The sequence below is a fragment of the Nonomuraea sp. NPDC003754 genome (assembly GCF_053605785.1).
Genome location: NZ_JBSGJX010000035.1, coordinates 33,425 through 60,253 on the forward strand (window position 1 = coordinate 33,425; position 26,829 = coordinate 60,253).

A 26,829-nucleotide genomic window follows, 5' to 3' on the forward strand; every position below is an offset into this window, starting at 1 on the left:
AGCCGGCCAGGACTTTCCGCTTCGTTGGCGCAATAGTCCAACCAGAGCCGGAGCCTGCCGTGCAGGCGCCTTGCGTACCGGGTCCGCCTGGCCGAGCAGGCGTGCCGGTTCGCCGGCCGCGTTGAGCTGGCGAACCGGGTCCGCGCAGGTAGAGCCGGTTGGCGCGGGAGCTGAAGGCCTTGTCGGCCGACACGCTGTCGGGCCGCGTCCGGGGACGTCCCGGCCCGATCCGGGGGATGCGGATCTGCTCCAGGACCGCCCGCATCTGCGGGCCATCGCCGTGCTGGCCGGGCGTCAGCAGCAGCGACAGCGGACGGCACCGGCCGTCGGCCGTAAGGTGGATCTTCGTGGTGAACCCGCCGCGTGAGCGGCCTAAGCATTCCCCAGTCTGACTACCTCCGTCAGCCGGGCCGCCAGACTCGCCAGCGCCGGATTGCCCGTTTTGTCCTTGCGGGTTCCCCCTTTTGCCCGCCGGCCGAGGGCGACGCCGGCGGGGCCTTGTGCGGCGCGCCGGCCGCGTGCTGGTGCGCTCGCGTGGTCGTCGCTGCTGAGGTGCGAGGAGAGCAGCCCCGAGTCCACAGACGCAAGAACTCGTGCCGGTGAACTGCTCCACAGCGGGGGCCAGAACTCGTGCGTGATCAAGCGCCCGGGCTTGACGAGTGAGGCCAAAAGAGCTTACGCGAGTCGGCATGTTCCAAGATCCCCGAATGGCTCCTGGACTCTACCGAGAATGAGTTTGCCTCGCACGCGAGCCGTCACCCTCGGGGCACTGTGGCCCCGGTTACAGCTTTCCTCCTACCGGCCAGTTACTTTGCCCCTCGCCGTAGCTTCGGGAGCGCTGGGCCAACACGAGGTCAGAGGTGGCGGACGGCTGCCGGAGTGCATGGATGGAAGCCGACGTTGTCGTCAGCGATGTCGTCAACAGCACACCCTGCATGGGGGCAGACCTGACAAGAGGTCGCGGCAGCTCGGCATGCTGCTTGGTGTGCGCCCGGCGGGGCTAGCTCTGATTCGGTGAATCCTTTCGCGGTGCGGGGGCCTCCTATGAGGTGATGGCCACACTTAGGAGGGAGATGGCATGGGTGACGTCGTAATGCCGGCGGCGCGGCAGGCGCTCTTCAGCATCTCGTTCCAGCGAGGGCAGGAGGCAGACGCGACTGACCGCTCCTCGGCGAGCGTGCAGCTCATGTTCAAGCGCCATGACGAGGTGGAAGCCGGTCTGGTGACGTCTACCGAGGGCGCGGCCATCCGGCACCTGGAAGCCGAACTGCTCGTGCAGGCAGTCCAGGAGTGGCCAGATGTCATCGATCATGTGACATGTCCTGGGCCACGCGGGGCGGAGAGTCGCAGAGGCGCTCGGCTTGCAACGTCGCGATCAAGTCCCAGCCACACCTGGCCCACATCAGGCTCCGGCTCGACTTGGGCGACATGACGGGCCCGGGGAAAGCTCGCATGGCTCCGGAACAACCAGCGCCTGACTGACCTGTGTCGACCGCTTTTCCACAACCTTTGAAGGGAAGTTTCGCCATGCTCGAAACCGGATCGCCCACTCCTGACGTAGTGCTGGAGGACACCGATGGCAGGGCCATCCGCCTGTCCGACTACCAGGGCAATCATGCTGTGCTGATCTATTTCATGCGGTCGACGTCGTGCCCGGTCTGCAACAGGCACGTCCAAGACCTCATCCGGCGTCGTAACGAGTTTGCAGCTGACGACGTTCACGTGCTTGTCGCGGCTCCTGAGGACCGTCAAGAGGCGGCCGATTGGAAGGCCAAGCGCCAGGTCCCGTTCCCCGTCCTCGTGGGCCGCCAGGGCACCCCGCACGAGATGGTCGGCTTGAGCAGAAAGGTCTTCGGCTCGATGCAGCAGTCAGGCAGCATCCTCATCGATTCCCGCGGCATCATCCGCCATGCTCACGGCTCCACCATGCCCACCAGCGGCTACGACAAGAAAGGGATCGCTGCGGCCATCCAGGGTCTCCGCGCCCACACATGATCTGAAAGGGCACCCGGATCAGCCGCGACCTCGCCTGCGAGTCGCTGATGCTTGCACAGGGCACCCGCTCCACGACGTCTCCGAGGCCCTCGGCAGGACGTCTACGTCACCTTGTGGAGGCCGACAAGCGTGCGGCGACGCGTCCGTCAACGAGCAAGCGGCGACAGCCGCTTGCTCGTTCGCCGACGCCGTCAAAAACGCCGCCTGAAGATCCATGCGAGCGTTGCGACCGAACAGATCACCGGGTTGGTGTTCGAGGGCCGTCTGATCGGTTCGGATACTGGACCCAACTGATGACCATGGTCGGGGCCTGCTTTCAGAGGGTGGTGAAGCAGGCCCATCGACGAGACGAGACAGCGGTCTCCCAGCCGTCGCGGGTCAGTGCACAGAGGGGAGGCCCACTTTGGCCGCGAACTCGGCGGTGAAGACAACCATGACATCATCGGTACCCAGGTAGTAGTCCTCGGCTGGCGGCCATGCCGCTGGTCTCCCGGCGGCTATCCACACGGGCCTCCCCCGCGAGCACAACCTGATCGCCGCCGGCGTCCGGAGGCCCTCCAACTCTTCCCGCCAGGCGATGTCGACGCAGGTCAGTTTCCTGCCAACCAGGCTCGACCAGCGCGGATGGTCGGTCACATCCACCGCCGCCGACCCGCCTGGCTCCCCGATCATCCGCAGGTGAGCGGTCATCGGCTCAGGAAAGACCTCAAGCCCGTAGTGGTCGAAGCTGCTGCCCCACACAGCCGAGAATGAAGCGCCATCGTCGGTGAACAGTTCCACCCCCATGGTGGGCTGATGCCATGTCCCGAAGTCCCACTCCTCGATGTCACAACCGTCCTCCCCGACCATCAACGGGTAGTAGACGACCCTCCGGATACGCCTGCCTCGCAGCATGGCTGCCGTACGTTCATACTTCACCGCAGTCGAAACCGACGACACCAGTACAGCATCACAAGTACCGACAACCTGAGTCATCACATTTCTGTAGTCCCACGACTCGGCCGGCCCGGCGAACCATTCCGGTGACAGCACTCGGCAAGAGGGCTCTACAAGCACGGAAGGGCCCTCCTTCCTATTCGCCTGGCCATGCGGCGAGGATCTCGCTACCGATTACCCGGCCGTTCTCGTCCAGGCCCAGGTTGACCATCGGGCTGTCCACCGTGACCGTCCGCGCCACGCCACCGGGCGCGATCGGACCCCGCAGGTAGACGTATGCGGCCTCCGCCTCAGGGTCGTAGGTCCACGTGCCGGGATGCTCTTCCAGAGGCATGGGGCTCCTGTCAGCAGGGCTGCTAGCAAGCTCTCAAGATTGTCCTGACAAACGAGAAGCCCCTGAACAGATCTTCCCTGTTCAGAGGCCTTCCAGCGCAGAGCCAACGATGGGAATCGAACCCCTGACCTTCTGCTGACAAGGTTCCCAAACGATCTTCGTGGGCGTAGGCGTCCGCCACCTCGTCTACCGGCATCCTCGCCGTGCGTCTCCGTCCGCCGTAGTTCATGATCGTCCGTTCGGGCGGCCCCCAAGGTGGCTCCCAGAAATCGCCCCGCGGCCTTGGCTTACTTGTACGCCCCAGCCCGCCTCGGCAACCAGCCGTGCGTTCCCACCCAGCCGTTGTGATCGTCGACACAGCTGGCAGACTGCGCGATATGAGCGAGGTCCTGCGGCACGTCCCCTTCCCGTTTCCCGATGACACGTTCCCGCCCAGCCTCGGGGCCGTAGTACAGAGAACGGTGATCTCCGGCGAGTTGCCAGCGCTCATCGTGATTCACGACGATGAGAACGACTGGCTCATTGGCGATGACGTCACCGACGCCAGCGACCCGGATGCCTCGGCAATCTGCCACGTTGCTCACGTCGTGGATCTCGACCCGAGCGTGGCCGAAACCGCGTCTCTTCCGTGTGGGTACGCCGCGCGCAGAACCTCGAAAGAAGAGCCATGGGTGATTGAGGAGTGGTACTACGAGGAGGAGGAGTAGGGAGGTCTTGACCTGCGCGTCCAGCGGCTCTCATCCGCCTGATTGAGAGCGGGTGACGGGAATCGACCCCGCGCTGTCAGCTTGGGAACTGCATCGATCACGGCCCGATGAGGCGCTGTGCTGGGCAGAGAGTTGGTCCTGAGTGACCGTGGTTGACCCCTCGTCACCCCTCATAATGGCCTGCTAACGGCCCGACGGCCAGCTTTCGACCTGGCATGACTGAGCACAGACTTCTAGCGTATGCGCCGTGAGAGTCGAACACAGCGCAACGCTTCGGATCATGAGCGATGTGCACAGTCCCACCGACATCTCTGAGGCCTTAGGGGTGCGGCCTTCGAAGACAACCGATACTGGCGATTGGCAACTGGAAGCATCTGCTCACGGCAATGAGGCCTCGCTGGAGGAGCTCATCAGGGCAGTAACTGGTCCCCTCCTTGGGGTTGTGGACAAGCTCGCCTCGCTGGCTGGTCAGGGGGCGACGATCGAACTGCACCTTACGCGTGACCTGCTCGGACCAGGAGTTGGCGCGTTGTGCTTCATGTTGGATGCCCCCGTCATCAAGCTACTGGGGGAGGTCGGCGCCGAAGTGTGGATCGACGAATACGACGAGGTCGACTGGGAGAACAACGCGCATAAGCCGTCCGTCTGATCATCCCGCCTGCCGCCGTCCCGCCCGAAGGGGAAGCGGGCCAGGGCCACGGGGCCAAGGTGGAGCCCCCAACTGGAGGAACGACACGGCCTGGCAGACGGCACAGTGATCATCCCCGGAGCCGGAGCCCCTCGCCGGAGTCCATATCTGTGGTGGGTTGGCTACTCGGGAAGATCGAGTCCGTGTTGCTTGAGCGCCTTACGAGCGCGGCGGAGGCATTCCTCAGCGGAATCTGCATCGATGCGAACCGACCAACTGTCGTTGTGCTGTGGCTTGCTGCTCGCGTGGAAGGTCCACGGGCGTATGCCCTCTCGTCCAGCGTCTACTCGAAGGAGAGCGCCCACGTTGCGCTCCAGAAGCCACTCCAGCATGGCAGTCGCATCCATCCGAGCAGGCTACTTGGGCCTGGCTGGACATCGGGTCGCCGTGGCTGGTATCGCTCGAGGCCCCGGCCGCTGCCGCCCGGGACCGGTCCCCAGGCCGCACTTGGTGTGTCTCACATAGACACCACGCCACTGACCGGCCTCCACCTCACTACGAGGCATTGGATCGCGTAGCGACGTCGTAGGCGCCCTTTACGCACCACGGTGCGGACAGCTGTACGACTCGCTACCGAGGTTGATGTTCTCGATAGCGGACCACGCCTCGACTATCTCCCACCCACCGAAGCGGAGCACTTCATGGCCCTTTGAAGAGGCCTCCCAAGCGACGTCTCAGTCTGCTACCCGCACAAGTAGCTTGCCCAAGTTTTCGCCGCTGAACAGCTGGTGGAGAGCGTGCGGGGCAGCTTCAATGCCGCCGTCGACGATTGTCTCGTCGTAGTGGAGCTTACCTTCGCCGAGCAGCCCAGCGAGGTATGTGATCGCCTCTTCGAAGCGGTGGGCCCAGTCGAGTACAAGGAAGCCCTTGATCGTCGCCCGCTGCATGATCAGCTGGACTATGTTGGTGAGACTTCCCGTGTGTTCGCCGCCCTGGTTATAGCTGTTGTACTCGGAAATCATTCCGCACAGAGAAACCCGGGCACCGATGTTGAGCCGCATCAAAATGTGATCCATGACCGGCCCGCCAACGTTCTCGAAATCGACATCGATCCCATCCGGTGTGGCGGCGTCGAGCTGCGCACGCCAGTCAGCGGCGTGGTGGTCGATGCAGGCGTCATAGCCGAGAACCTTGACGGCGTGCTGGCACTTGCTGGGACTGCCAGCAATGCCAATCACCCGTCCCGCCCCTTTCTGCCTTGCGATCTGACCGGCAATCGAGCCGACCGCACCGCAGGCGGCGGAGATGACGATTGTCTCTCCCTCTTTCAAATCGGCCAAGTCGATCCCGAGATAGGCCGAGATGCCGGTGTGGCCGAGGACGCCGAGAAAGGCCGACTCGGGTGCCGGCAGTGGGGTCGGCAGGACAGTAAGCGGCGCCTCCAGCTGTGAGTCGTCGGCAAGGACCAGTTCCTGCCAACCGGTGAAGCCGCTGACAGTGGCCCCGACCGGCATGTCTTCGCGCCTGGATGCGACTACTTCGCCGACGCCGAAGCCACGCATCACTGCGCCGATCGGGACCGGAGGTTCGTAGCTACGCATATCGCTCATCCAGACGCGAGAGGTCGGGTCGAGCGAGAGAAGCTTGGTGCGGACCAAGGCCTGACCGTCGGCCAGCTCCGGTACCTGCTCTTCAACCAGTTCGAGGTCACCGTCGGCGAGTTGCCCGACGGGTCGGCGTCGTAGGCGGTAGGCCCGGTTGATGCGGTTGCCAGTCATACTGAACTCCTACATTCTCGGCCGTCGGTGCGGCGTTGACGCCAGCCTTTGACGCGGTAATTTCGGATATGTTCGCAGTGCCGCCAGTTCGCTGGGTGCGAGGCAGATGATCGCCTGAGTAGCCTCCAGGTCCGGCATGTCCTCCAGCGGGCCATTCCGCAGCGCGGTCACCCGTTCGACGTCCAACACCTGCCGCGCCAACGGCGTCCCCAGAAAGCCTTGCTGCGCAGAGAGCAGAAAGTCGCTCGGCTTCATGGCGTCAGACTACGACGCCACCCGACATCTCCAAGGCGTTTTCCGTCACATCTCGTGGAGTGACATCGTCACGGTGTTGGCGATCACGGCCTGGGGGTCAAAGCGCGTGGGCGCTGCTGGTCGCGACCGGCCGAAGAGCCGCAGCGCGGCCAGCGACCGCCCGACGCGCGGACCGCCGCAGGCGGGCCGTCTTGATGACGTGTAGATGAGGTTGCTTTCAGGCATGCGTGTTGATCTTGCTCAGATATAAGCGCTCCAGAATACGGCCTGAGGAAACGCGCGAAAAGGACACCTTCCGGAAGGCCCTTTTTCTATTGCCCAGCACTGAACGAAGTGCTCGGAGACTTGATCACAGGCGATCGTTAGCCCAGTCTGGATCTCCTACGGCCAACCACACCGCTGGCGGTCCAGCACGTCTATGGGGTGATCGCGTGACCAATGGTGGACTGTTTGCGGGGACAGGTGCGTTCTATGCACGGTTCCGTCCTGGCTATCCGAAGGTGTTCTTCGACGACGTGATCCGGCGTTTCGGCCTCGACGGTTCTGGACGTCTCCTGGACCTGGGCTGCGGCACTGGCCAGCTCACCATCCCGCTGGCGGGGCATGTCACCGAAGCGGTCGGCATGGATCCCGAGCCCGACATGCTCACCGAGGCCGCCCGACATGCCGCCGCCGACAAGGTCGGCAACGTCACATGGGTTCGCGGGGGCTCAGCAGACCTGTCAGGCCAGCTCGGACGGTTCCGGCTGGTGACCATGGGGCGCTCGTTCCACTGGATGGAGCGCGAGCAGGTGCTGAGGACGCTGGCCGACATGGTGGAGGACGGGGGCGGTCTGGTGATTGCCGATGACGGATGCCTGGCGCGCTCCACCACGCCATGGCAGCACATCATCGAAGAGGTGCAGCACCAGTTCATAGGCCCGATCCCCCATGCTGGTGCCGCGATGCCAGCCGACCCACATGAGGTGGTCCTGACCCGCTCGCCGTTCCAAGACGTCATGCCCGTGGTTCACGAATTCAGCCGGACATGGACGGTGGACCGAATCATCGGCTACCTGTACTCGACGTCATTGCCTCTGCGGAGGCTACTCGGCGCTCGGCAGCCCGCCTTCGAGCGAGAGATCACCGACGCGTTGCTGACAGCTGAACCAAGCGGACAATTCGTCGAACCGGTGGCACTCCACGTCCTGATCGCTCGCATTCCATGATCACCTGGAACCCGGACGACTCCTGCTGGCAAAGCTGTTAGCAAGATCTCAAAATTGTCCTGACAAACAGAAAGCCCCTGAACAGATCTTCCCTGTTCAGGGGCCTTCCAGCGCAGAGCCGACGAGGGGAATCGAACCCCTGACCTTCTGTTTACAAGACAGATGCTCTGCCGATTGAGCTACGTCGGCGCGGCCTCACAGTCTAGACGCTACCGCCTCCGATGACGAGCGACCTCATACAACGTCACCCCCGCAGCCACACCCGCGTTCAGCGACTCCGCCCCCGCGTGCATCGGGATCCTGGCGACCACGTCGCACTGCTCGCGCACCAGCCGGGACAGTCCCTTGCCTTCGGAGCCGACGACCACCACCAGCGGCTCCTCGAACAGGGACACCTCGTCGATGTCGACCTTGCCCGCCCCGTCCAGGCCGACCACGAACAGTCCGGCCTCACGGTACTCGCGCAGCGCCGCCGTCAGGTTGGCGGCGCGGGCGACGCGGAGGGTGGCCAGGGTGCCGGCGGAGGTCTTCCATGCGCCTCCGGTGACCCCGGCGGCCCGGCGAGAGGGGATCAGCAGCCCGTGGGCGCCGAACGCGGTCGCCGAACGGGCGATGGCGCCCAGGTTCCGGGGGTCGGTCACGCCGTCGAGGGCGACGATGAGCGGGATCTCTGCGGCGTCGTGCGCCAGCTCGACCAGCTCGTCGGGGTGCGCGTAGTCGTAGGCGGGGATCTGCAGGGCGATGCCCTGGTGGACGGCGCCCTCGGTGAGGCGGTCGAGCTTGTCGCGGGTGACCTCGAGGAGCGCGATGCCCTTGTCCGCGGCGATCTTGATGGCTTCGCGGACACGGTCGTCGTTGTCGATGCGCTGGGCGACGTAGAGCGCGTTGGCGGGCACTCCCGCCTGCAGCGCCTCGAGGACGGGGTTGCGCCCGCCGATGTACTCGGGCGCGTCCTCCGGCTTCTTCGGGCGTCCGGCGGGACGGGAGGCGCCGCCGCCGCGCTCCTCGCGGGAGATGCGCTCGGCGCGCGCCTTGTCCTTGTACCAGTGCCTCATCTGCGCAGGCGGGGTCGCGCCCTTGCCTTCGAGCGCACGGCGTACCTTGCCACCCGTGCCCTTGGCCGGGCCCTTCTTCTTGGAGGGCCTGCCTGACGCTCTTCCACCTGCTGCCATGCCACAAGGGTACTAGCGGGACAACTCCCATCGGGCCCCATGCGGAGTGTCCTCGACGGTGATGCCCGCCGCGGCCAGGCCGTCCCTGATGGCGTCGGCGGCCGCGTAGTCCTTACGGGCGCGGGCCGCCTGCCGCTGTTCGAGCGCGACCTTGACCAGCGAGTCGACGACGCCGGTGAGGTCGGAGCCCGCCGTACGCCACTGGGGTGAGCGGGGGTCGAGGCCCAGCACGTCGAGCATGTTCTGGGTCTCGGCCAGCAGCCGGGCGACGGCTTCCTTGTCGCCGCGGGCGAGCGCGACGTTGCCCTCGCGGACCACCTCGTGCACCACGGCGAGCGCCTGCGGCGTGCCCAGGTCGTCGTCGAGCGCGTCGGCGAACGCCTCGGGCAGCGGCGCGTCGGCGTCGACGTCGTGGATGACCTCGGCCGCGCGCGTGACGAACCCCTCGATGCGCTGGTAGGCGGCGGCCGCTTCGAGCAGCGCCTCCTCGGAGTACTCGATGGAGGAGCGGTAGTGCGGCGCCGCCAGGTAGTAGCGCAGCTCGACGGCACGTATCCGGGTCAGCAGGTCGGGGATCAGCAGGGAGTTGCCGAGCGACTTGCTCATCTTCTCCGCGCCGATCTTGAGCATGCCGTTGTGCATCCAGTAGCGGGCGAAGCCGTCGCCCGCCGCCTGGGACTGGGCGATCTCGTTCTCGTGGTGCGGGAAGATCAGGTCGAGCCCGCCGCCGTGGATGTCGAACGTCGAGCCGAGGTACTTGGTGGCCATGGCCGAGCACTCCAGGTGCCAGCCGGGACGGCCGGGGCCCCACGGCGTCGGCCAGGTCGGCTCGCCGGGCTTCTCGCCCTTCCACAGCGCGAAGTCGCGCGGGTCGCGCTTGCACGACTCGTCGTCGGTGTCGCCCGCGGCGCGCATGTTCTCGAGCTTCTGGTTGGACAGCTTGCCGTACTCGGAGGCGTAGGACTGGACGTTGAAGTAGACGTCGCCACCCGCGGGGTAGGCGTGGCCGCGCTCGATCAGCCGCTGCATGAGCGTGATCATCTCGGGCACGTGACCCGTGGCGCGCGGCTCGACGGTCGGCGGGAGGCAGCCGAGCGTGTCGTAGGCCCAGGTGAAGGCCCGCTGGTTGCGCTCGGCGATCACGAACCAGGGCACGCCCTCCTCCCCCGCCACCCGGATGATCTTGTCATCGATGTCGGTGACGTTGCGGCAGAAGGTCACGTCGTAGCCGGAGCGGGTCATCCAGCGCCTGAGCACGTCGAAGTTGACGCCGGAGCGGATGTGCCCGATGTGCGGCGGCGCCTGCACGGTGGCCCCACACAGGTAAATCGACGCCCGGCCGGCTTCGACCGGAACGAATTCACGGATGGCGCGCGTGCTGGTGTCGTATAGGTGCAGGCTCACGAAGGAAAGGGTACGGACTGCGAGGGCCTTTGGCTAAGCGATCCCATGCATGGCGCCCAATCCGTGTCAATATGTGGGTGCCTCAACCCCTCAGGATGACCTTGCGGGGGTGGATGCGGACGATCAGCCGCTCGTTGCCGGGCGGCTCCTCCCACGACGTGCCCGTGTACTTCAGCGACAGCTCCTCGATCAGCCGGCCCTCGGGGTCGTCCTCCATGGTGACCGTGCCGCGCACCTCGGCGTACCGGTAGGGGTTCTCCGGGTCGATCACCAGGATGCTGGCGCGCGGGTCGCGCTCGAAGTTGCGCGGCTTGCGCCGGCCCTTCACCGTGGAGACGAGGATGTCGTCCCCGTCGGTCCGCACCCACACCACCGTCGACTGCGGCCCGCCGTCCGGATTGATGCTCGTCAGAGTCGCGTGGTTGGCGCCGTCGAACAGCTTCCTCGCCTCTTCGTTCATGAACACCATTGTTCTGTAGGCTCGAGATCGCCATGGACGTGACTCCCCCCTCCGCGCTGCGCCGCATCGGCATCGCACTCGCGGGGCTCGCCGTCGCGGGCCTCACCGCCACCGCCTGCGTGCTGTCCTTCGACGAACTGCGTGCCCTCGCGGCGTTCGGCAGGGCCCGCGCGGATCTCGCCTACCTCTACCCCGCCGGCTTCGACGCCCTGCTGGCGGTGGCGCTGATCAGCGTGCTGCTGCTGCGTTCGGGACGGCTGCTGGTGCGCGCGCAGGCCGCCCTCGTGCTCGTGCTCATGATCGCCGCCGCCGCGACGGTGAACGTGTTGGTCACCACCAACGGCCTGGCCCGGCTGCCGGTCGAGTCGGTCGCGGTGGGGGTGGCGGTCGCGCCGTGGGTGATGCTGGCGGTCGCGCTCTGGCTCTGGCTGGTGTTGATCAAGCACGTGCAGGCCCGTCGCGAGCCCGCCGGCGTGCCCGACGGTACGGCGGAGCGCGACATCGTGCCGTTCCGCGCCCCCCGTGAGGCGCCTCCGCTGGTCGGTACGGCCGAGCCGGAGCCGGAGTCGACACCGGTCATCGGGCCCACGCCCGCGCCGGAGACGCCGCCCATGCCGTCGATCCCGGTGTCGGAGCGCGTCACCCGATGGCCCGCGGAGCCGACCCGTACGGCGGAGCCGCGTGCCGTACCGAAGCCGAGGACGGAACCCGACCCCACGGCCGAGGCCGCGCTTCCCGGCGCGCCCGCCGACGAGCTGCCGCCGACCACGCCTCCCGCCCGGCCCCACCCCGCGCCCGCGCCCGCGCCCGCGCCCGCGCCCGCGAAGACGATGCCCCTGCCCGCACCGACCGAACCTGCCACGGAACGGGCGGAGCGGCCCGCTGACCCCGAGGAGCGCACCCCGACTCCGCGTGAGCGCACCCCGACTCCGCGGGAGCCCCTCACACGGCCCCAGCACGCCACAGGACCGGCAGAGCCCCGCACGGCACCCCAGGACACCGCAGGACCGGCATCCACCGCCGCCCAGGACACCGCAGGACCGATCGAGGCTTCCGCAGCGTCTGAGGGCACCGCAGGTCCAGGGGAGGCTCCCACAGCGCCTCAGGACAACGCAGGACACGCAGAGGCCCTCACAGCCGCCCAGAACACCTCAGAGTCAGCGGAGACCCGTACAGCGTCTCAGGACACCGCAGGGCCCGCGGAGACGCCCATGCCGTCCCCGCACGCCGCGGAACCGGCGGAGACCGCCGTGGAGCCCGCTGCGGAGCCCGTGCGCACCGCGGCAGCCGACCACGGCGGGCACGACGGGCACGACGGCGATGTGGCCGCTTCCCGCGTGGGCGGGTCCGTGGACGCCGGGGAGAAGCCGGCCGAGAAGCCGGCGCGTCCCCTCCGGTGGGGTGACCTGGGCCGGGCCGAGCCGACCGACGTGCTGGTCCACCCCCGCCCCGACAGCACCCGTGACGCCGATACCCAGCCCGTCAGGATCGTCGCCGAGCACCCCGCACGCCCGCGCACCGCCCGCGACGCGAGCTCGGGCTCGGGCTCCGGCTCGGCCGCGGGCCCGGACCCAGGCCACGGCCCCGAGGCGGCCGACGAGAGCGAGCCCGTATTAGGCCCCGCCGAGCCACCGCAGGCCCCTCACACCGACGCGCCCTCGGGACGCCTGCGCAGCACCCCGCTCCCGCCCGAGGAGTAGGAAACCCCGTGGGGTAGAAGGCCCCGTGGGGTAGGAGACCCCGAGGGGTAGGAGACCCCGAGGGATAGAAGGCCCCGAGGGGTAGGAGACCCCGAGGTCCAGCCACGCCCCAGGACTCAGCGCCCGGGAAAGACGCCCCGAAAGGGCGCACGAGGAGCAACGCCCCAGGACGGGCGCACCGGGAACCGGGTGCGCATCCAGACGAAAGCTTGACCGGACAAGGGTGGCGACCTGACCCGAAAGCGGGCACGAAGGCTCCCGTGGCGATCATGTCGTGGGTACCAGTCCCTGAGGGCAGTGACTTTCCCCTCCACAACCTGCCCTATGGCGTCTTCTCGCGCGAGGGCGAGTTGCCGCGCGTCGGCGTGGCCATCGGTGATCAGGTTCTCGATCTGCACCAGCTCACGGTCACGGGTGCCATGCCCGATGCCTACTGGTTCGCCGCGAGCAAGCTGAACACCTTCATGGGTGCCGGCCCGCGCGCCTGGTTCCACGTGCGCGAACGGGTGACCGAGCTGCTCAGCGACGCGTCGTACAGCGATGTGGTGCTGCCCTGCCTGCGGCGCCAGTCGGAGGTGACGATGCACCTGCCGTTCAACGTGTCCGATCTGGTGCTGTTCCAGACCTCGATCGAGAACGCGACGAACCTCGGCAGGATGTTCCAGCCGCCGGGCCGTGATCCGCTGCCGCCGGCGTGGCGCAGGATGCCGTTCGGCCAGTACGGCAGGGCGTCGTCCGTGTCCGTCTCGGGCACGCGGGTGGTGCGCCCGTCCGGGCAGCGCAAGGACGGCTACCTGAAGCCCGCCGAACGCCTCGACCTGTCGGCCGAGCTCGGCTACGTGATGGGGGTGCCGTCGGCTCCGCCGTACCCGCTGACGACGAGGGACTTCCCGCATCACGTGTTCGGCATGGTGCTGATGAACGTCTGGCGGGCGCTCGACCTGGTCACCATGGAGTCGCGCGCGCTGGGCCCCTTCCTGGGCCAGTCGTTCGCGGTGACGGTCTCGCCGTGGGTGGTGCCGCTGGCGGCGCTGAACGCCGCGCGGGTGGAGCAGCCGAAGCCGGAGTGCGAGCTGTCCCCGTACCTGAGGTCGTACGAGCCGGCGGGCCTGCGCATCACGCTGGGCGTGCGTATCAACGGCAACCTGGTCTCGGAGCCGGACTACACCCGGCAGTACTGGACGGGGCCGCAGCTGCTCGCGCACAGCACGATCGCCGGCGCGCCGCTGCGCACCGGCGATCTGCTCGCCACCGGGCCCGTCGGGGGCAATGGGACGTTGCTGGAGATGACCGGGAACGGGCCGTTCCTTGCGGACGGGGACACCGTCCTGCTGACCGCTCGCACGTCCCACGGTGTGGGGTTCGGCGAGGCGCGGGGTTCGGTGTTCCCGGCCGTCTAGACGCTCGTGCCGCGCCGCAGTCCCGCGACGATTCCTACGCCGACGATCGCGAGGACCACCTGCATGACGAGTTCTATCCAGTCGATGCCGGGGGTCGTCGCGACGCCGAGAACCTGCGCCAGGGCCGTGCCGATGAGAGCCGCCACGATTCCGACCACGATGGTCAGGATCCAGCCGATGGGCTGCCTTCCGGGAAGCAGAAGGCGCCCGATCGCGCCGACGACGGCACCGATGACGATGGCACCGAGGATGGATGCGATTGTCATGAGAACCTCCCCGTGGGGTGAGATTTTCACCGCCCACGGGAAGACGATTACCCGCCTACACGACGATAATCGCGACGATGCCGAAGTCGCAGGTCAATGCGTGCCTCGCGTCGCCTGGGCCCGCGCCACGACGAGGACGCCGACGACGGCGAACAGGATCTGGATGATGTGCTGCCACCAGTTGATGCCAGGGGTCCTGCTGAGCCCGAGGAAGTAGGCGACGAGAGTGCCGAGCAGCGCGGCCACGACGCCGACGATCCACGTCATGGTCAGCGACATGTGCTGCTTGCCGGGAACGATGAGCCTGGCGATCGCGCCGACGACGATACCGAAGACGATCGCGGAAATGATCGAGCCGATCATGTCAAGTCCCCCCGTTGTGATGCATCTCCGGACGGGGACGTACCCGGCATCTTCCCAGGTTACGCATGCAGGGATGGCGGTCCGTACCGCGCCAGTGACGGACCGCCATCCCCGGTGGCTCGGCGGGTTCGACACCACCCGCCGGGATCACCCCTCGCTCAGATAGACGCTCTAGGCGCCCTGAGGGTTGACGTCCGCGACGACGAGCGCGGTGGCGATGGCGGCGATCCCCTCGCCGCGGCCGGTCAGCCCCAGCCCGTCGGTGGTGGTGGCGCTGACGCTCACGGGCGCACCCACGGCGGCGCCCAGCACCTTCTCTGCCTCGGTACGGCGGGGCGCCAGCTTGGGCCGGTTGCCGATCACCTGGATGGCGACGTTGCCGATGGTGAAGCCCGCTTCGCGCACGACTCTCGCGGCCTCCTCGAGCAGCGCGACGCCGGCCGCGCCCGACCAGCGCGGGTCGGCGGTGCCGAAGAGCCCGCCCAGGTCGCCGAGACCCGCCGCGGACAGCAGGGCGTCGCAGGCCGCGTGGGCGGCGGCGTCGCCGTCGGAATGGCCTTCGAGCCCCGTCTCGCCGGGCCAGTGCAGGCCGGCCAGGTTGAGCTCACGCCCAGATGCGAACGGGTGGACGTCGACTCCGACGCCCACCCGTGGGAGGTTCGTGTTCAGGAGTTGAGAACCTCGTCGAGCAGGGCCTCAGCCTTGTCCTCGTTGGTCTTCTCCGCGAGCGCCAGCTCGCTCACCAGGATCTGGCGAGCCTTGGCCAGCATCCGCTTCTCGCCTGCCGACAGGCCGCGCTCGCGGTCACGCCGCCACAGGTCCCGAACGACTTCGGCGACCTTGTTGACATCACCCGACGCGAGCTTCTCAAGATTTGCCTTGTAACGCCGCGACCAGTTGGTCGGCTCCTCGGTGTGAGGCATGCGCAGAACGTCGAAAACGCGCTCAAGGCCCTCCTGGCCGACGACATCGCGCACACCGACGAGTTCCGCGTTCTCCGCAGGCACCTGGACGGTAAGGTCGCCCTTGTCGACCTTGAGCACCAGGTAGGTCTTTTCCACACCCTTGATGGTCCGGGTCGTGATTTCTTCGATCCGAGCAGCCCCATGGTGGGGGTAGACGACAGTGTCGCCGACCTGGAAAGTCATGTGACAAGTACCCCTTCCGCTGTACTCCAGGGTACCACGCGTCCACAGCCTCCCGGAACAGTGAAATCCCCATAACTGCAGGTCAAAGCCGCATATTAGGACTTGACAACCGTTCAACTCTGTGAATCGCAGAACTGACATAGCGAATGACCTGCGGGGGTGCGGATATGACCATGAACCCGGATCGATATGGTGGGCCTGCCCCAACTCGCACACGCGCGCCATAAGGAGAACCCGCTCGTGACCAGCCGTCGCTGGATTATCGCCGCCGCTGCGTTCCTTGCCGCACCGGTACTGGCCGGCTGTGCCGCCGGATTCGACGCCAACACCAACCAGCCGTACGCGCCCAACGAGGCCGCGGCCCTCATCCAGGACGGCTCCTACGGCGCCCGCGGCATCAAGATCCCTCAGGCCTTCGTCCTCGGCCCCGACTCGGGCGCCAAGCTGGCCCAGGGCGGCTCCGCGCCGATCTACCTGCACGTCGTCAACACCAACGGCCAGGCCGACTCGCTGGTGAGCGTCGCCGCCGAGGTCGGCACGGTGAAGCTGGCCGCGCCGATCGCGCTGCCCAGCAACGAGGGCGTCAACACCGGCAAGCCCTCTCCCCAGCTGATGATCGAGGGCCTCAGCAAGCCGCTCAGCGGCGGCGAGAGCGTGCGGCTGGCGCTGCAGTTCGCCAACGCGGGCTCGGTGTCGGTGAACGTGCCCGTGATCACGCGCAGCCGCGAGTTCGCGCAGTACCCGAGCGCGCCGGGCGCCACCCCCGCCCCGCCCACCCCGACGCCGACCGCCTCGCACACCGCCGAATCCGGCCACTGACCGCCCGCACTGGCACCACCCGCTGAGGGCCGCACCGGATCCGACCGCCAGGGGCCGGGCCGCACGCTCGGGGCAGGCCTTACCGGAGCCGCCCGCCGGCGTCCGCGCCGGCCCGCACCCGAGCCGTCCGGTACGGCAAGCCGGTCTGGCGCCCCCGTCCGCGCCGGGCGCCGTCCGTCACGGGCGCGCGCCCAGCAGGACTCCGGTCCCCGCCGTCCCGCCCCGGGCACCCTCAGCAGGCCGTAACGGACGGAGGGACCCGGGAAGGCTCTGACGGACGCGGAGGAACCTGGAAAAGGGCCCCTGGGAACGCCCTGACTTACGCGGAGGAACCCGGGGACGAGACCCGGGAACGCCCTGACGGCCGCGGAGGGACTCGGGAAGGCCCTGGCGGACGCGCAGGGACACAGCAGGAAAGAGACCCGGGAGGGCCGGGCCGGCGCACTGGGAGATCCAGAAGCTCTGAGACGCCCCCACACCCCGCGAGACAGCCCCGGACCCCACGAGGACGGTCTCGACGCCGCGAGGACGGTCTCGATCCCATGGGGCGGCCCCAGACCGTACGAGACGGCCCTCGGGGCACCACAAAGCGGCTCAGAACCCCGCGGCACGGCCGTAGCCGCACCGGCCCGCCGAAGCGGCCCCGCACGACGGCTCGGCCGGCCCGGTGAGGCCGTGGATCGAGACGGCCCGCGAGCTCCCGCCCAGGAGCCGACGCCGCGCGAAACGGCAGAAACCCCGCCGCCCAACCGGGCGAGCGGGGTTTCGCGCGTAAGAGGGGCCTCAGTCGTCGACGGGGTCGAACTTGTAGCCGAGCCCGCGCACCGTCAGGATGCACTTCGGGTTGGAGGGATCGGACTCGACCTTGGCGCGCAGGCGCTTGATGTGGACGTCGAGCGTCTTGGTGTCGCCCACGTAGTCGGCGCCCCACACCCTGTCGATCAGCTGGCCGCGGGTCAGCACCCGGCCGGCGTTGCGCAGCAGTACCTCGAGCAGCTCGAACTCCTTCAGCGGCAGCTGCACCTGCTCGCCACGGACGGCCACGATGTGCCGGTCCACGTCCATCCGCACCGGGCCGGCGGCCAGCACCGCCGACTCCAGCTCCTCCACCGTGTCGCCCTGCCGTCGCAGCACCGCGCGGATGCGGGCGACCAGCTCGCGGGAGGAGAAGGGCTTGGTGACGTAGTCGTCGGCGCCCAGCTCCAGGCCGACGACCTTGTCGATCTCGCTGTCCTTGGCGGTCAGCATGATGACGGGCACCTTGGAGCGCTGGCGCAGCGAGCGGCAGACCTCGGTGCCCGGGAGGCCGGGCAGCATGAGGTCGAGCAGCACCAGGTCGGCGCCGTTGCGGTCGAAGGTGTCGAGGGCCTCGGGCCCCGTCGCCGCGACCGACACCTCGAAGCCCTCCTTGCGGAGCATGTACGACAGGGCGTCGGAGAACGACTCCTCGTCCTCCACGACGAGCACCCGGGTCACGATCCCTCCTTCATCGGGCTCGTGACCCGAGTCGTGCGATGTCTGTTGTTGACGGCTGCGCGACGCTCAGCCATTGGCGGCCTCCAGAGGGCGTTGTACGGGTACGGCGGAGCCGCCGAACGCGGGCAGGCGCATCGTGAACGTGGAGCCGGAACCCTCCTTGCTCCACACGCTCACCTCCCCGGCGTGCGCCACGGCGACGTGCTTGACGATGGCGAGGCCGAGGCCTGTTCCGCCGGTCGCGCGTGACCGGGCGGCGTCGACTCTGAAGAACCTCTCGAAGATGCGCTCCAGCGACTCCTCGGGGATGCCGATCCCCTGGTCGCTGACGCTGATCTCCACGCAGTCGCCCGCGGGGCGGGCGCTGACGACGACCCTGGTGTGCTCGGGGCTGTAGGCGATCGCGTTGGAGATCAGGTTGCGCAGCGCGGTGACGAGCAGTTCGTCGTCGCCCCAGATGCGCAGCCCCTCGGTGCCGCCCGCCACCAGGGTGATGTCCTTGGCGATGGCCTTGGTGTTGCAGTGGTCGATGGCGTCGTGGACGGCGTCGTCGATCGACACCTGGCCGGGCGTCGGGATGGGCTCGGCGCCCTGGATCCTGGACAGCGTGATGAGGTCCTGGACCAGGTAGGTGAGCCTGGCCGCCTCGTGCTGCATGCGCCCGGCGAAGCGGGTCACCGCCTCGGGGTCGTCGGCGGCGTCCTGGATCGTCTCCGCCAGCAGGCTGAGCGCGCCGACGGGGGTCTTGAGCTCGTGGCTGACGTTGGCGACGAAGTCGCGGCGGACCGCCTCGACCCTGCGCCGCTCGGTCTGGTCCTCGGCGAGCACGAGCACCTGCCCGTGGGAGCCGAGGGGCGCCACGCGCACCGCGAAGTTGGTCACTTCCTGGCCGAACTTGTGTCCGGCGACGTCGATCTCGCTCTCGCGGATCTCGCCGTCGCGCCGTACCTGCCGGGCCAGGGCGAGGAGCTCGGCCGCCATCAGCCGATCACCCTTGACTAAACCGAAGGCCCTCGCGGCCGAGCTGGCGCGCAGGACGCGGTCGTGTGCGTCCAGCACCACGGCCGAGGAGGGAAGTACGGCCAGCACCGAGGCCACGCCCTGTGGCAGGGCACCGGAGTCCGCGTCGTCAGAGGAGTCGCGGCCGCTCCTGCCCGCAACCTCGATCTGGTTGCGGTAGAACAGCACGGCGACGGCCCCGACGACGAAGCCGGCCAAAGCCGCGAAGCTCATGGCCATCTCACCCATGCGCATCCTTTCCTGCAGTCCTCCATTTCCGATGGTAGGTGTGCTTTTCCGGGTTACAGACCCCTCACCAGGGGATGAACGCCGCCTTTCCCGGAAAGTTCATCTCGCGGTCGGGGTTCGTTCATCGCGGCCCACGTACGGTAACGGCATGCGTGACGCTTACCACGAAGATCTTGATTCGCTCACCGACAAGCTGGTGGAGATGACCAGGCTTGTCCGTTCGGCCATCTCGCGCGCCACCACCGCGCTCCTGGACGCCGACCTGCCGCTCGCGGAAAGCGTCATCTCGCAGGACGAGGAGATCGACCGGATCTTCGCCGACGTCGAGGAGTCCATCTACGACCTGATGGCCCGCCAGCAGCCGGTCGCCGTCGACCTGCGTATGATCATCACCGCGCTGCGCATGGGCACCGACCTCGAGCGCATGGGCGACCTGGCCGAGCACGTCGCCAAGGTCGCCAGGCTGCGTCACCCCGATTCGGCGATCCCGCCGGAGATCCGCTCCACGATCCTGCAGATGGGCCAGATCGCCGAGAACCTCATCACGAAGGCCGGCTCCTGCGTGGCCTCGCGCGACGTGGAGGCGGCCAAGGAACTGGAGCACGACGACGACGCCATGGACCGCCTGCACCGCAGGCTGTTCAAGGAGATCCTGCACAAGGACTGGAAGTACGGCGTGGAACCGGCGATCGACATCACGCTGATCGGCCGCTACTACGAGCGTTACGCCGACCACGCGGTGCGGGTGGCCCGCGACGTGATCTACCTGGTGACGGGATCGCGCACCGCGTGAGCTGACCTCCCGACGGGCGGACGGCCTCGCCGCGGCCCGCGTGGGCGCCGGTGACGAGGCCGGCCCCGCGCAGGGCCCCGACGTGCTCGGGGCCGGGCCGTCCCCCGGCGCCGTGTTCCCTTCCGCCCCAGGCGTCTCAGTCCCAGGTGTCGCCGTCGTGCGGGAGGGCGGCGTAGTCGGCCGGATCGTGGGAGAGGAAGACCCGCACGCCTGCCCGCGCGAGCGCCCGCACGCGCTGGTAGGTCAGCAGCTTCTGCTCGACGTTCCAGTCGCTGAGCTGTGGCACGTCCTGGTCGAGCGCCTCTTTCAGGTGCGCCGCATCGCCCATGAAGCCGACCCTGCCCTGGTTGGCCAGGTCGAGGATCATCGCCTGGTGGCCGGGGGTGTGGCCGGCCGTGCGCACCAGCCGTACCGTGCCGTCGAGGAAGAGGTCGACGTCGCCGCGCAGCTCGAGGTAGTCGTAGCCGCGGCAGTGCAGGTAGTCGTTGACCGCGTACCCCCTGGCGGTCCAGCGGTCGGGCCACCAGGCGTGGCGCAGTTCGTCGTGCTGGACCACGTGCACGGCGTGCGGGAAGTAGCTCATCCCGCCGGCGTGGTCGAGGTGCAGGTGGGAGTAGAGGACGTGGGTCACGTCCGCCGGGCGGTGGCCGAGGCGCCGCAGTTGCGCGTCGACGGCGTCGTCGCGGGTGAAGCCCTCGGCGCCGTACTTCGCCCGCAGGCCGGGCCCCCAGTACGTCTCGGCGGCCTCGGGATCGGCCACGTGGTGGTTGATGCCGGTGTCGAACAGGATCAGTCCGTGCGTGGGGTGCTCGACGACGACCACGGTCGACGGCACGATGATGGTGCCGCTCGCGCCGTACATGAGGCCTTCCTTCGGCATCGTGAAGGGGCCGGCGTTCACGGTCGTCAGGCGCAGTTTCGGTGCCATGAGGTGCCTCCCCGGGCAGCGCGGTTTCCGGCGGGTCGCCCGCCGGTCGGGCCCGCGCTGCCGGGCCGGCCCGCTCAGCGACCCTGGTTGGCCACGGCCTCGATCGCCGCCTTCGCCGCCTCGGGGTCGAGGTACTCGCCGCCGGGAACCAGCGGCCGGTAGTCGGCGTCGAGCTCGTAACGCAGCGGGATGCCCGTCGGGATGTTCAGGCCGGCGATCTTCTCGTCGGAGATGCCGTCGAGGTGCTTGACCAGCGCGCGCAGCGAGTTGCCGTGGGCGAAGACGATCACCGTGCGCCCCGCCGCGAGGTCGGGCACGATCGAGTCGTACCAGTACGGCAGCATGCGGTCGACGACGTCCTTCAGGCACTCCGTCGCCGGCATCAGCTCGGGGGGCAGCGCCGCGTAGCGGGGGTCGCCCTGCTGGGAGTACTCGTCGTCGGCGGCGATGGGCGGCGGCGGCACGTCGTAGGAGCGGCGCCAGAGCATGAACTGCTCGTCGCCGAACTCCTCGCGCGTCTGCGCCTTGTTCTTGCCCTGCAGCGCGCCGTAGTGGCGCTCGTTGAGCCGCCACGAGCGGATGACGGGCAGCCATGCCAGGTCGGCGGCCTCGAGTGCGAGGTTGGCGGTGCGGATCGCACGGTTGAGCACGCTGGTGTGCACCACGTCGGGCCTGATACCCGCCTCGACCAGCAGTTCGCCGCCCCTGCGGGCCTCCTCCTCACCCTTGGGTGACAGCGGGGCGTCCACCCAGCCGGTGAACAGTCCCTTGACGTTCCATTCGCTCTCACCGTGTCGCACAAGCACCAAAGTCGCCATGCGGACAAGCCTATCGAGCGGGCTTGCGTGCCACACCACACAGGAAATAGGGGCCCACGTCCTTGAAGGGAACGAGGTCGGGGTGGTCGGGGCGCCATTCGGGCAGGTTGACCACGCCTGGCTCGACCAGGTCGAGACCGTCGAACAGCGCGGCGACCTCCGTCGAGTGCCGTGCGGTGAACTGGGCGGAGGCGCCCTGGTAGACCCGTTCGACGGCCGGGGCCGCTTCCGGCCGCAGATCGTGGCAGACGTGCGAGATCGCCAGGTAGCCGCCGGGCACGAGGGCGTCGGTCAGGGTGGCGACGACGGGGGCGGGGTCGTCCTTGACGAAATGGACGATCGCCAGCAGCAGCACCGCGACCGGCCGGGAGAAGTCCAGGTGGGTGGCGGCGTCGGCGAGGACGGCGGCGGGCGCCCGCAGGTCGCCCCGCACGATCCTGACCTGCGGGGTGTCCTCCAGGAGGGCGCGGGCGTGCACGAGCACCTGGGGATCGTTGTCGACGTAGACGACCCTGGCGCCGGGGCCGGCAATCTCGTGGACGTTGCTCCGCGTCGGCAGGCCGGTGCCGATGTCGAGGAACTGGGTGATCCCCTGCTCCCGCAGGAATCGGACGGCGCGGCCGAGAAAGGCGCGGTTCTCCCGGGCTCCGACGGGAATGTGCGGCACGATCTCCAGCACCTTCTCCGCGGCCGCACGGTCGGCGGCGAAATTGTCCTTGCCGCCGAGAAAATAGTCGTACATTCGCGCGACATTCGGAATATTCGGATCAAAGCTCACAGGCTCGGCCACAAATCTTGATCGTACGATATTCAAGCATCATGATCACCCCTGGCGCGTGCCTCGCCCCACGCTTCTCCACGACGAACCTTGTGGGCCTGCTGGTCGCTCGGCCGGTGTTCGCGCTGGGCGCGACGGGCCGCGGTGCCGTTCGTGGTCTCGGGCGTGGCGGGACCGCGCGTGGCCGCCTTCGGCCTGGCGATCAGGACGCGGGTGGTGCCGAACTCGCGGGCGACCGCTCAGGATCGGCGAAACGAGCGAACGCCCGCAGGTTGGCCAGCGACTCGCCGCGCTTGGCCCGCCACTCCCACTCACGCCTGATCGAGGAGGCGAAGCCGAGCTCCAGCGCGCGGTCGAACCACTCGTCGGCGTAGGTGAGCACGCAGCCGAGCACCGTGTCGATCTCCTCGTCGCCGACCGCGGACAGCGGGATCCTGCCGACGAGGTAGACGTCGCCGACGGGGTCGACGGCGAAGTGCACGCCGTACATGGCGCCGTTCCTGCCGAGCAGCCACTTGTAGAACTCGGCGTGGTTCTCGTCGGGCCGGCGGCAGAAGAACGCCTCCACGTGGAGGGCGTGGTCGCCGACGATCAGCCAGGTCATCGTGGCCAGCTTGTGCTGTCCGGGCAGCTTCACCAGGAAGGCGCCCTCGCGCGGCTCCTCGAAGGAGACCTCGGCGGCCCTGAGCGCGGCTTCGACCACATCCCTCATACGGCAAGCCTAGACATCGCGTGCAGATGCGACACCGCGCCGCCGTAGACGTCCATGAGCCGCGCGGCCGTGGCCGACCAGCCGAAGGCGTTGGCGTGGTCCCTGGCTCCCCGCGACAACTCGTCGCGCCAGCGCGGCTCGGTGACGAACCTGCGCAGGACACCGGCCCAGTCGCCGGGGTCGTGGCCGTCGACGAGCACCCCCGACACCCCGTCGCGGACGGCGGTGCGCAGCCCGCCCACCGACGCGGCCGCCACGGGCGTGCCGCACGCCTGCGACTCCAGCGCGACCAGCCCGAACGACTCGCTGTAGGAGGGCACGACCGTCACGTCGGCCGCGCGGTACCAGTCGGCCAGCTCCTGCTGGGGCGCGGGCGGGACCAGCCGGACGACGTCGGAGATGCCCAGCTCGGCGGCCATCTCGGTGAGAAGCGACGGGCGCGCCAGGCCGTTGCCTGAAGGTCCGCCGACGGCGGCGACGACGAGCCTGCCGCGCAGCGACGGGTCCTCGATCAGCATCCTGGCCGCGGCGCGCAGCAGCACGTCGGGGGCCTTGAGCGGCTGGATCCGGCCGACGAACAGCAGCACCCGGGCATCCTGCGGCAGGCCGAGGCGGTGGCGCGCGGCGCCCTGGGAGGCGGGCTGGAAGACGGTCAGGTTGACGCCGGGGTTGACGACGGCGACGTGGTCGGAATGCGCGCCGTACAGGTCGATGAGCTCGCCCGCCTCGGCCTCGGTGTTGGCGACCAGGCGGTCGGCGACCTGCACGACCTGCTCCTCGCCCAGCACCCTGGCCTGCGGCTCGGGCTTGTCGTCCTCGGCCAGGAGCAGGTTCTTCACCTTGGCCATGGTGTGCATGGTGTGCACGAGTGGCACGCCCCACCGCTCCTTGGCCAGCCAGCCGACCTGGCCCGACAGCCAGTAGTGGGAGTGGATGAGGTCGTAGTGGCCGGGATCGTACATCGCCTCGGTGCGCAGCACGCCGGAGAGGAACGCGCACAGCTGGCCGGGAAGTTCGGCCCGGTCGAGCTCCTCGTAGGGACCCGCGGTGATGTGCCTGACGAGGACGCCTGGAGCAAGCTCGGCCACCGGCGGCAGATCACGCGCCGTCTGCCTGGTGAAGATCTCCACCTCGACGCCGAGCTGAGCGAGTCGCTTGGCCGTCTCGACGATGTAGACGTTCATCCCGCCGGCGTCGCCGGTGCCCGGCTGGTCCAGGGGGGACGTGTGCATGCTCACCGTCGCGACTCTGTTGACGCGTCGCCTCAACAGATATCACCTCCAGAGCGCATACAACGGGCGGAAACCTTCCGACATTCCCGCCGCGCGTCCGGCTTTCGCCGTGCTGGCAGGATGAGCCCATGACGAAGACGGCAGTGGTGACCGGTGCGAGCAGCGGCATCGGGGAGGCGACCGCGCGGCGGCTGGCCGCCGAGGGGTACGAGGTCGTGGCCGGCGCCCGGCGCCGGGACCGGCTCGACAAGCTGGCCGCGGAGGTCGGCGGCATCACGCCCGTGACGCTCGACGTCACCTCCCAGGAGTCGGTCGACGCGCTCGCGGCGACGCTGGAGCGGTGCGACGTGCTGGTCAACAACGCGGGCGGCGCGCTCGGCATGGAGACGGTGGCCGAGGGCCTGGTCGAGGACTGGCAGCGGATGTACGACACGAACGTGCTCGGGTCGCTGCGCGTGACGAAGGCGCTGCTGCCGAAGCTGATCGACTCCGGCGACGGCGTGCTGGTGATGCTGACCTCGACCGCGGGCCTGGTCTCCTACGAGGGCGGCGGCGGGTACGCCGCGGCCAAGCACGCCCAGACCGCCATGGTGGAGACGCTGCGGCTGGAGCTCGTCGCCCAGCCGGTCAGGGTGGTGGAGATCGCGCCGGGCATGGTGCGCAGCGAGGGCTTCGCGGTGACCCGCTTCCGCGGCGACGCCGAGGCGGCCGCGAAGGTCTACGAAGGCGTCGCCAACCCGCTGACCGCCGACGACGTGGCCGACGCCATCGCCTGGAGCGTCACCAGGCCCCCGCACTTCAACGTCGACAGGATGGTGATCCGCCCCCGCGCCCAGGCCGCCCAGCACAAGGTCCACCGGGTCCTCGACCGGTGAGAGGCGTGTCCCGGGGACCGGGAAGCGCGCGCGTGGTGGCGGTTCGGTGAGACCGGTCGGCAACGTCACCAGGGGGACGACGGGCGTCAACCGGCTCCGTCGCGCCGACAGGTGGCTGGCCGCCGTCCACGGCCGCCTGCTGCGCGGCGCCGACCGCCCCCTGGTCGTCGACCTGGGGTACGGCGCGTCGCACACCACGACGCTCGAGCTGTTCACCCGCCTGCGGCGGGTCTCCCCCACGGTGGAGGTCATCGGCCTCGAGATAGAGCCCGCCCGCGTGGCGCTGGCCAAGCCCTACGAGCGCGAAGGGCTGTCCTTCGCGCTGGGCGGCTTCGAGCTCCCTGTCCCCCGCCCGCCCACGGTGATCAGGGCCTTCAACGTGCTCAGGCAGTACGGCGAGGCGGAGGCCTGGCGCTACTGGGACGTCCTGACGTCGCGGCTGGCACCGGGCGGGATCCTCGTGGAGGGGACGTGCTCGGAGGTCGGGCACCGGGCGGTGTGGGTGTGCCTGTCGGCGGAGGGGCCGCGGACGCTGACCCTGTCGGCCCGGTTCAACGCCTTCGCCACCCCCTCGGACCTGGCCGACCGGCTGCCGAAGACCCTCATCCACCGCAACGTTCCCGGCCAGCCCGTTCACGCGTTCCTCCGCGACTTCGACAGGGCCTGGGCGATCGCCGCGCCGTACGGGGCGAACGGGCTGCGCCAGCGGTGGCTGAAGGCGGTCGAGCTCCTCGCGGACGGCTGGCCGGTCTGTCGCACGCCGCCGCTGGGCGGAACGGCGCGGTGGCGACTGGGTGAACTGTCGATCCCGTGGTCGGCGGTGAATCCGGTCGGCCGATAACCTTCCCCTCATGCCGCGTTTCGTGATTTCTCCGGAAATTTCGCCCGAGTTGTTCGACGACCTTCTCGAGTGCTGGGTCGACGTCACCAACGCGGGCGGCGCGGTCGGCTGGGTGCCGCCGGTGACGGCCGACGACATCAGGCCCACCGCCACCACGACGTTCGCCGCGTGCGCGGAGGGCGGCCCCGACACGTTGGTGGCCGGCTTCGACGACGACGGGCGGGTGGCCTGCTGGGCGGTCCTGGTCTCCACGGGCCACTCGCTGATGACGCACTGGCGCACCGTGATGCGGGTGATGGTGCATCCCAAGCACCAGGGCAAGGGCTACGGCGGCGAGCTCATGCGCGCCGTGGCCGAGGCGGGCACGCGGCTGGGCCTGGAGTCGCTCCGGCTGACCGCCAGGGGCGGGCTCGGCCTCGAGCACTTCTACGCCAGGCACGGCTACCGCGAGGTCGGCCGGGTGCCGCGAGCGATCAGGGTGGCCGACGGCGACGAGCGCGACGAGATCTTCATGGTGACGTTCCTGCCGGAGAACGCGTGACGTCCCTCTCATCC

At 68.7% G+C, this 26,829-nt stretch carries 31 protein-coding genes, 1 tRNA gene and 1 pseudogene; 11 read left to right on the forward strand and 22 right to left on the reverse strand.

The window, feature by feature from the left end:
- Window positions 1-94: 94 nt before the first annotated feature.
- Together ACWEVS_RS33625 and ACWEVS_RS33630 are read right to left on the reverse strand one after the other, a co-directional pair.
- Window positions 95-545, reverse strand: a pseudogene (locus ACWEVS_RS33625) (transposase); the annotation flags it as partial.
- Window positions 546-1,042: 497 nt separating this feature from the next.
- Complete coding sequence (locus ACWEVS_RS33630; RefSeq protein ID WP_452554726.1) at window positions 1,043-1,312, reverse strand: hypothetical protein; 270 nt, start codon at window positions 1,310-1,312, stop codon at window positions 1,043-1,045.
- Between the two features lie 215 nt (window positions 1,313-1,527).
- Between ACWEVS_RS33630 and ACWEVS_RS33635 the strand changes: the two genes are divergently transcribed.
- Window positions 1,528-1,995 carry a peroxiredoxin family protein gene (locus ACWEVS_RS33635; protein WP_452554728.1) on the forward strand — a complete coding sequence of 156 codons (468 nt, stop codon included), beginning with the start codon at window positions 1,528-1,530 and terminating at the stop codon, window positions 1,993-1,995.
- Between the two features lie 378 nt (window positions 1,996-2,373).
- On the opposite strand, the gene ACWEVS_RS33640 is transcribed toward ACWEVS_RS33635, so the two are convergent.
- Complete coding sequence (locus tag ACWEVS_RS33640; RefSeq protein ID WP_452554730.1) at window positions 2,374-3,051, reverse strand: hypothetical protein; 678 nt, start codon at window positions 3,049-3,051, stop codon at window positions 2,374-2,376.
- Between the two features lie 16 nt (window positions 3,052-3,067).
- The gene (locus ACWEVS_RS33645) at window positions 3,068-3,265 is read right to left on the reverse strand and encodes a DUF2283 domain-containing protein (RefSeq protein ID WP_452554732.1); all 198 of its coding nucleotides are present in this window, start codon (window positions 3,263-3,265) and stop codon (window positions 3,068-3,070) included.
- 377 nt (window positions 3,266-3,642) lie between these two features.
- Between ACWEVS_RS33645 and ACWEVS_RS33650 the strand changes: the two genes are divergently transcribed.
- Window positions 3,643-3,972 carry a hypothetical protein gene (locus tag ACWEVS_RS33650; RefSeq protein ID WP_452554734.1) on the forward strand — a complete coding sequence of 110 codons (330 nt, stop codon included), beginning with the start codon at window positions 3,643-3,645 and terminating at the stop codon, window positions 3,970-3,972.
- A gap of 280 nt (window positions 3,973-4,252) precedes the next feature.
- Window positions 4,253-4,621 (forward strand): hypothetical protein, encoded by a 369-nt coding sequence (locus ACWEVS_RS33655; protein ID WP_452554736.1) that lies wholly within the window; start codon window positions 4,253-4,255, stop codon window positions 4,619-4,621.
- 713 nt (window positions 4,622-5,334) lie between these two features.
- Here ACWEVS_RS33655 and ACWEVS_RS33660 read toward each other — a convergent pair.
- The 3 genes from ACWEVS_RS33660 to ACWEVS_RS33670 are packed head-to-tail and all read right to left on the reverse strand — an operon-like array spanning window position 5,335 to window position 6,858.
- Window positions 5,335-6,378 carry an NADP-dependent oxidoreductase gene (locus ACWEVS_RS33660; RefSeq protein WP_452418033.1) on the reverse strand — a complete coding sequence of 348 codons (1,044 nt, stop codon included), beginning with the start codon at window positions 6,376-6,378 and terminating at the stop codon, window positions 5,335-5,337.
- A gap of 9 nt (window positions 6,379-6,387) precedes the next feature.
- Window positions 6,388-6,633, reverse strand: coding sequence for a hypothetical protein (locus tag ACWEVS_RS33665; RefSeq protein WP_452554738.1), 246 nt, complete (start codon window positions 6,631-6,633; stop codon window positions 6,388-6,390).
- 45 nt (window positions 6,634-6,678) lie between these two features.
- Window positions 6,679-6,858: a hypothetical protein gene (locus tag ACWEVS_RS33670; protein WP_452554740.1), complete on the reverse strand. Its 180-nt coding sequence runs from the start codon at window positions 6,856-6,858 to the stop codon at window positions 6,679-6,681.
- Between the two features lie 206 nt (window positions 6,859-7,064).
- On the opposite strand from ACWEVS_RS33670, the gene ACWEVS_RS33675 reads away from it, so the two are divergent.
- Window positions 7,065-7,841, forward strand: a complete 777-nt coding sequence (locus ACWEVS_RS33675; RefSeq protein WP_452554742.1) for a class I SAM-dependent methyltransferase — start codon at window positions 7,065-7,067, stop codon at window positions 7,839-7,841.
- Window positions 7,842-7,957: 116 nt separating this feature from the next.
- Here ACWEVS_RS33675 and ACWEVS_RS33680 read toward each other — a convergent pair.
- From ACWEVS_RS33680 to ACWEVS_RS33695, 4 genes are all read right to left on the reverse strand, one after another.
- A tRNA-Thr gene (locus ACWEVS_RS33680) sits at window positions 7,958-8,030 on the reverse strand.
- Between the two features lie 20 nt (window positions 8,031-8,050).
- Window positions 8,051-9,013 (reverse strand): 23S rRNA (guanosine(2251)-2'-O)-methyltransferase RlmB, encoded by a 963-nt coding sequence (gene rlmB, locus ACWEVS_RS33685; RefSeq protein ID WP_449914384.1) that lies wholly within the window; start codon window positions 9,011-9,013, stop codon window positions 8,051-8,053.
- A gap of 12 nt (window positions 9,014-9,025) precedes the next feature.
- A complete protein-coding gene (gene cysS, locus ACWEVS_RS33690; protein ID WP_452554744.1) occupies window positions 9,026-10,417 on the reverse strand; it encodes a cysteine--tRNA ligase in 1,392 nt (463 codons plus the stop codon).
- 82 nt (window positions 10,418-10,499) lie between these two features.
- Window positions 10,500-10,877, reverse strand: coding sequence for a PPOX class F420-dependent oxidoreductase (locus ACWEVS_RS33695; protein WP_449914387.1), 378 nt, complete (start codon window positions 10,875-10,877; stop codon window positions 10,500-10,502).
- A gap of 32 nt (window positions 10,878-10,909) precedes the next feature.
- Between ACWEVS_RS33695 and ACWEVS_RS33700 the strand changes: the two genes are divergently transcribed.
- Window positions 10,910-12,577: a DUF2637 domain-containing protein gene (locus tag ACWEVS_RS33700; RefSeq protein WP_452554746.1), complete on the forward strand. Its 1,668-nt coding sequence runs from the start codon at window positions 10,910-10,912 to the stop codon at window positions 12,575-12,577.
- 269 nt (window positions 12,578-12,846) lie between these two features.
- On the forward strand, window positions 12,847-13,977 hold the full coding sequence (locus ACWEVS_RS33705; RefSeq protein ID WP_452554748.1) for a fumarylacetoacetate hydrolase family protein: 1,131 nt from the start codon (window positions 12,847-12,849) through the stop codon (window positions 13,975-13,977).
- Here ACWEVS_RS33705 and ACWEVS_RS33710 read toward each other — a convergent pair.
- The 4 genes from ACWEVS_RS33710 to ACWEVS_RS33725 form a co-directional block, all read right to left on the reverse strand.
- On the reverse strand, window positions 13,974-14,243 hold the full coding sequence (locus ACWEVS_RS33710; protein WP_354914018.1) for a GlsB/YeaQ/YmgE family stress response membrane protein: 270 nt from the start codon (window positions 14,241-14,243) through the stop codon (window positions 13,974-13,976). The genes ACWEVS_RS33705 and ACWEVS_RS33710 overlap by 4 nt on opposite strands.
- 93 nt (window positions 14,244-14,336) lie before the next feature.
- Window positions 14,337-14,606 (reverse strand): GlsB/YeaQ/YmgE family stress response membrane protein, encoded by a 270-nt coding sequence (locus tag ACWEVS_RS33715; protein ID WP_354914020.1) that lies wholly within the window; start codon window positions 14,604-14,606, stop codon window positions 14,337-14,339.
- Between the two features lie 171 nt (window positions 14,607-14,777).
- A complete protein-coding gene (ispF, locus tag ACWEVS_RS33720; RefSeq protein WP_452418038.1) occupies window positions 14,778-15,254 on the reverse strand; it encodes a 2-C-methyl-D-erythritol 2,4-cyclodiphosphate synthase in 477 nt (158 codons plus the stop codon).
- 17 nt (window positions 15,255-15,271) lie between these two features.
- The gene (locus ACWEVS_RS33725; protein ID WP_181615762.1) at window positions 15,272-15,754 is read right to left on the reverse strand and encodes a CarD family transcriptional regulator; all 483 of its coding nucleotides are present in this window, start codon (window positions 15,752-15,754) and stop codon (window positions 15,272-15,274) included.
- Between the two features lie 240 nt (window positions 15,755-15,994).
- On the opposite strand from ACWEVS_RS33725, the gene ACWEVS_RS33730 reads away from it, so the two are divergent.
- A complete protein-coding gene (locus ACWEVS_RS33730; RefSeq protein WP_354914024.1) occupies window positions 15,995-16,573 on the forward strand; it encodes a copper chaperone PCu(A)C in 579 nt (192 codons plus the stop codon).
- Between the two features lie 783 nt (window positions 16,574-17,356).
- On the opposite strand, the gene ACWEVS_RS33735 is transcribed toward ACWEVS_RS33730, so the two are convergent.
- Together ACWEVS_RS33735 and ACWEVS_RS33740 are read right to left on the reverse strand one after the other, a co-directional pair.
- Complete coding sequence (locus tag ACWEVS_RS33735) at window positions 17,357-18,049, reverse strand: response regulator transcription factor (RefSeq protein ID WP_354914026.1); 693 nt, start codon at window positions 18,047-18,049, stop codon at window positions 17,357-17,359.
- A gap of 66 nt (window positions 18,050-18,115) precedes the next feature.
- Window positions 18,116-19,288, reverse strand: a complete 1,173-nt coding sequence (locus tag ACWEVS_RS33740; protein WP_449916154.1) for a sensor histidine kinase — start codon at window positions 19,286-19,288, stop codon at window positions 18,116-18,118.
- A gap of 157 nt (window positions 19,289-19,445) precedes the next feature.
- On the opposite strand from ACWEVS_RS33740, the gene phoU reads away from it, so the two are divergent.
- Entirely contained in the window at window positions 19,446-20,090 is a 645-nt protein-coding gene (phoU, locus tag ACWEVS_RS33745; RefSeq protein WP_449914405.1) for a phosphate signaling complex protein PhoU, read from the forward strand.
- A gap of 136 nt (window positions 20,091-20,226) precedes the next feature.
- Here the strand turns inward: phoU and ACWEVS_RS33750 are convergent, their stop codons facing one another.
- From ACWEVS_RS33750 to mshA, 5 genes are all read right to left on the reverse strand, one after another.
- Window positions 20,227-21,018, reverse strand: coding sequence for an N-acyl homoserine lactonase family protein (locus tag ACWEVS_RS33750; RefSeq protein ID WP_452554750.1), 792 nt, complete (start codon window positions 21,016-21,018; stop codon window positions 20,227-20,229).
- Window positions 21,019-21,092: 74 nt separating this feature from the next.
- On the reverse strand, window positions 21,093-21,836 hold the full coding sequence (locus ACWEVS_RS33755) for a phosphoglyceromutase (protein WP_449914408.1): 744 nt from the start codon (window positions 21,834-21,836) through the stop codon (window positions 21,093-21,095).
- A 10-nt stretch (window positions 21,837-21,846) separates the two neighbouring features.
- On the reverse strand, window positions 21,847-22,626 hold the full coding sequence (locus ACWEVS_RS33760) for an SAM-dependent methyltransferase (RefSeq protein ID WP_452554752.1): 780 nt from the start codon (window positions 22,624-22,626) through the stop codon (window positions 21,847-21,849).
- 190 nt (window positions 22,627-22,816) lie between these two features.
- Window positions 22,817-23,326, reverse strand: coding sequence for a type III secretion system chaperone family protein (locus ACWEVS_RS33765; protein ID WP_354914038.1), 510 nt, complete (start codon window positions 23,324-23,326; stop codon window positions 22,817-22,819).
- Window positions 23,323-24,564, reverse strand: coding sequence for a D-inositol-3-phosphate glycosyltransferase (gene mshA, locus ACWEVS_RS33770; RefSeq protein WP_452554754.1), 1,242 nt, complete (start codon window positions 24,562-24,564; stop codon window positions 23,323-23,325). Before mshA ends, ACWEVS_RS33765 begins: the two co-directional genes overlap by 4 nt.
- Window positions 24,565-24,686: 122 nt before the next feature.
- Here mshA and ACWEVS_RS33775 point away from each other — a divergent pair, with 122 nt between their 5' ends.
- The 3 genes from ACWEVS_RS33775 to ACWEVS_RS33785 are packed head-to-tail and all read left to right on the forward strand — an operon-like array spanning window position 24,687 to window position 26,815.
- Window positions 24,687-25,433 carry an SDR family NAD(P)-dependent oxidoreductase gene (locus ACWEVS_RS33775; RefSeq protein ID WP_452418045.1) on the forward strand — a complete coding sequence of 249 codons (747 nt, stop codon included), beginning with the start codon at window positions 24,687-24,689 and terminating at the stop codon, window positions 25,431-25,433.
- 46 nt (window positions 25,434-25,479) lie between these two features.
- Window positions 25,480-26,274, forward strand: coding sequence for a class I SAM-dependent methyltransferase (locus ACWEVS_RS33780; RefSeq protein WP_449914417.1), 795 nt, complete (start codon window positions 25,480-25,482; stop codon window positions 26,272-26,274).
- Window positions 26,275-26,284: 10 nt separating this feature from the next.
- The gene (locus ACWEVS_RS33785; RefSeq protein ID WP_354914044.1) at window positions 26,285-26,815 is read left to right on the forward strand and encodes a GNAT family N-acetyltransferase; all 531 of its coding nucleotides are present in this window, start codon (window positions 26,285-26,287) and stop codon (window positions 26,813-26,815) included.
- Window positions 26,816-26,829 lie beyond the last annotated feature (14 nt).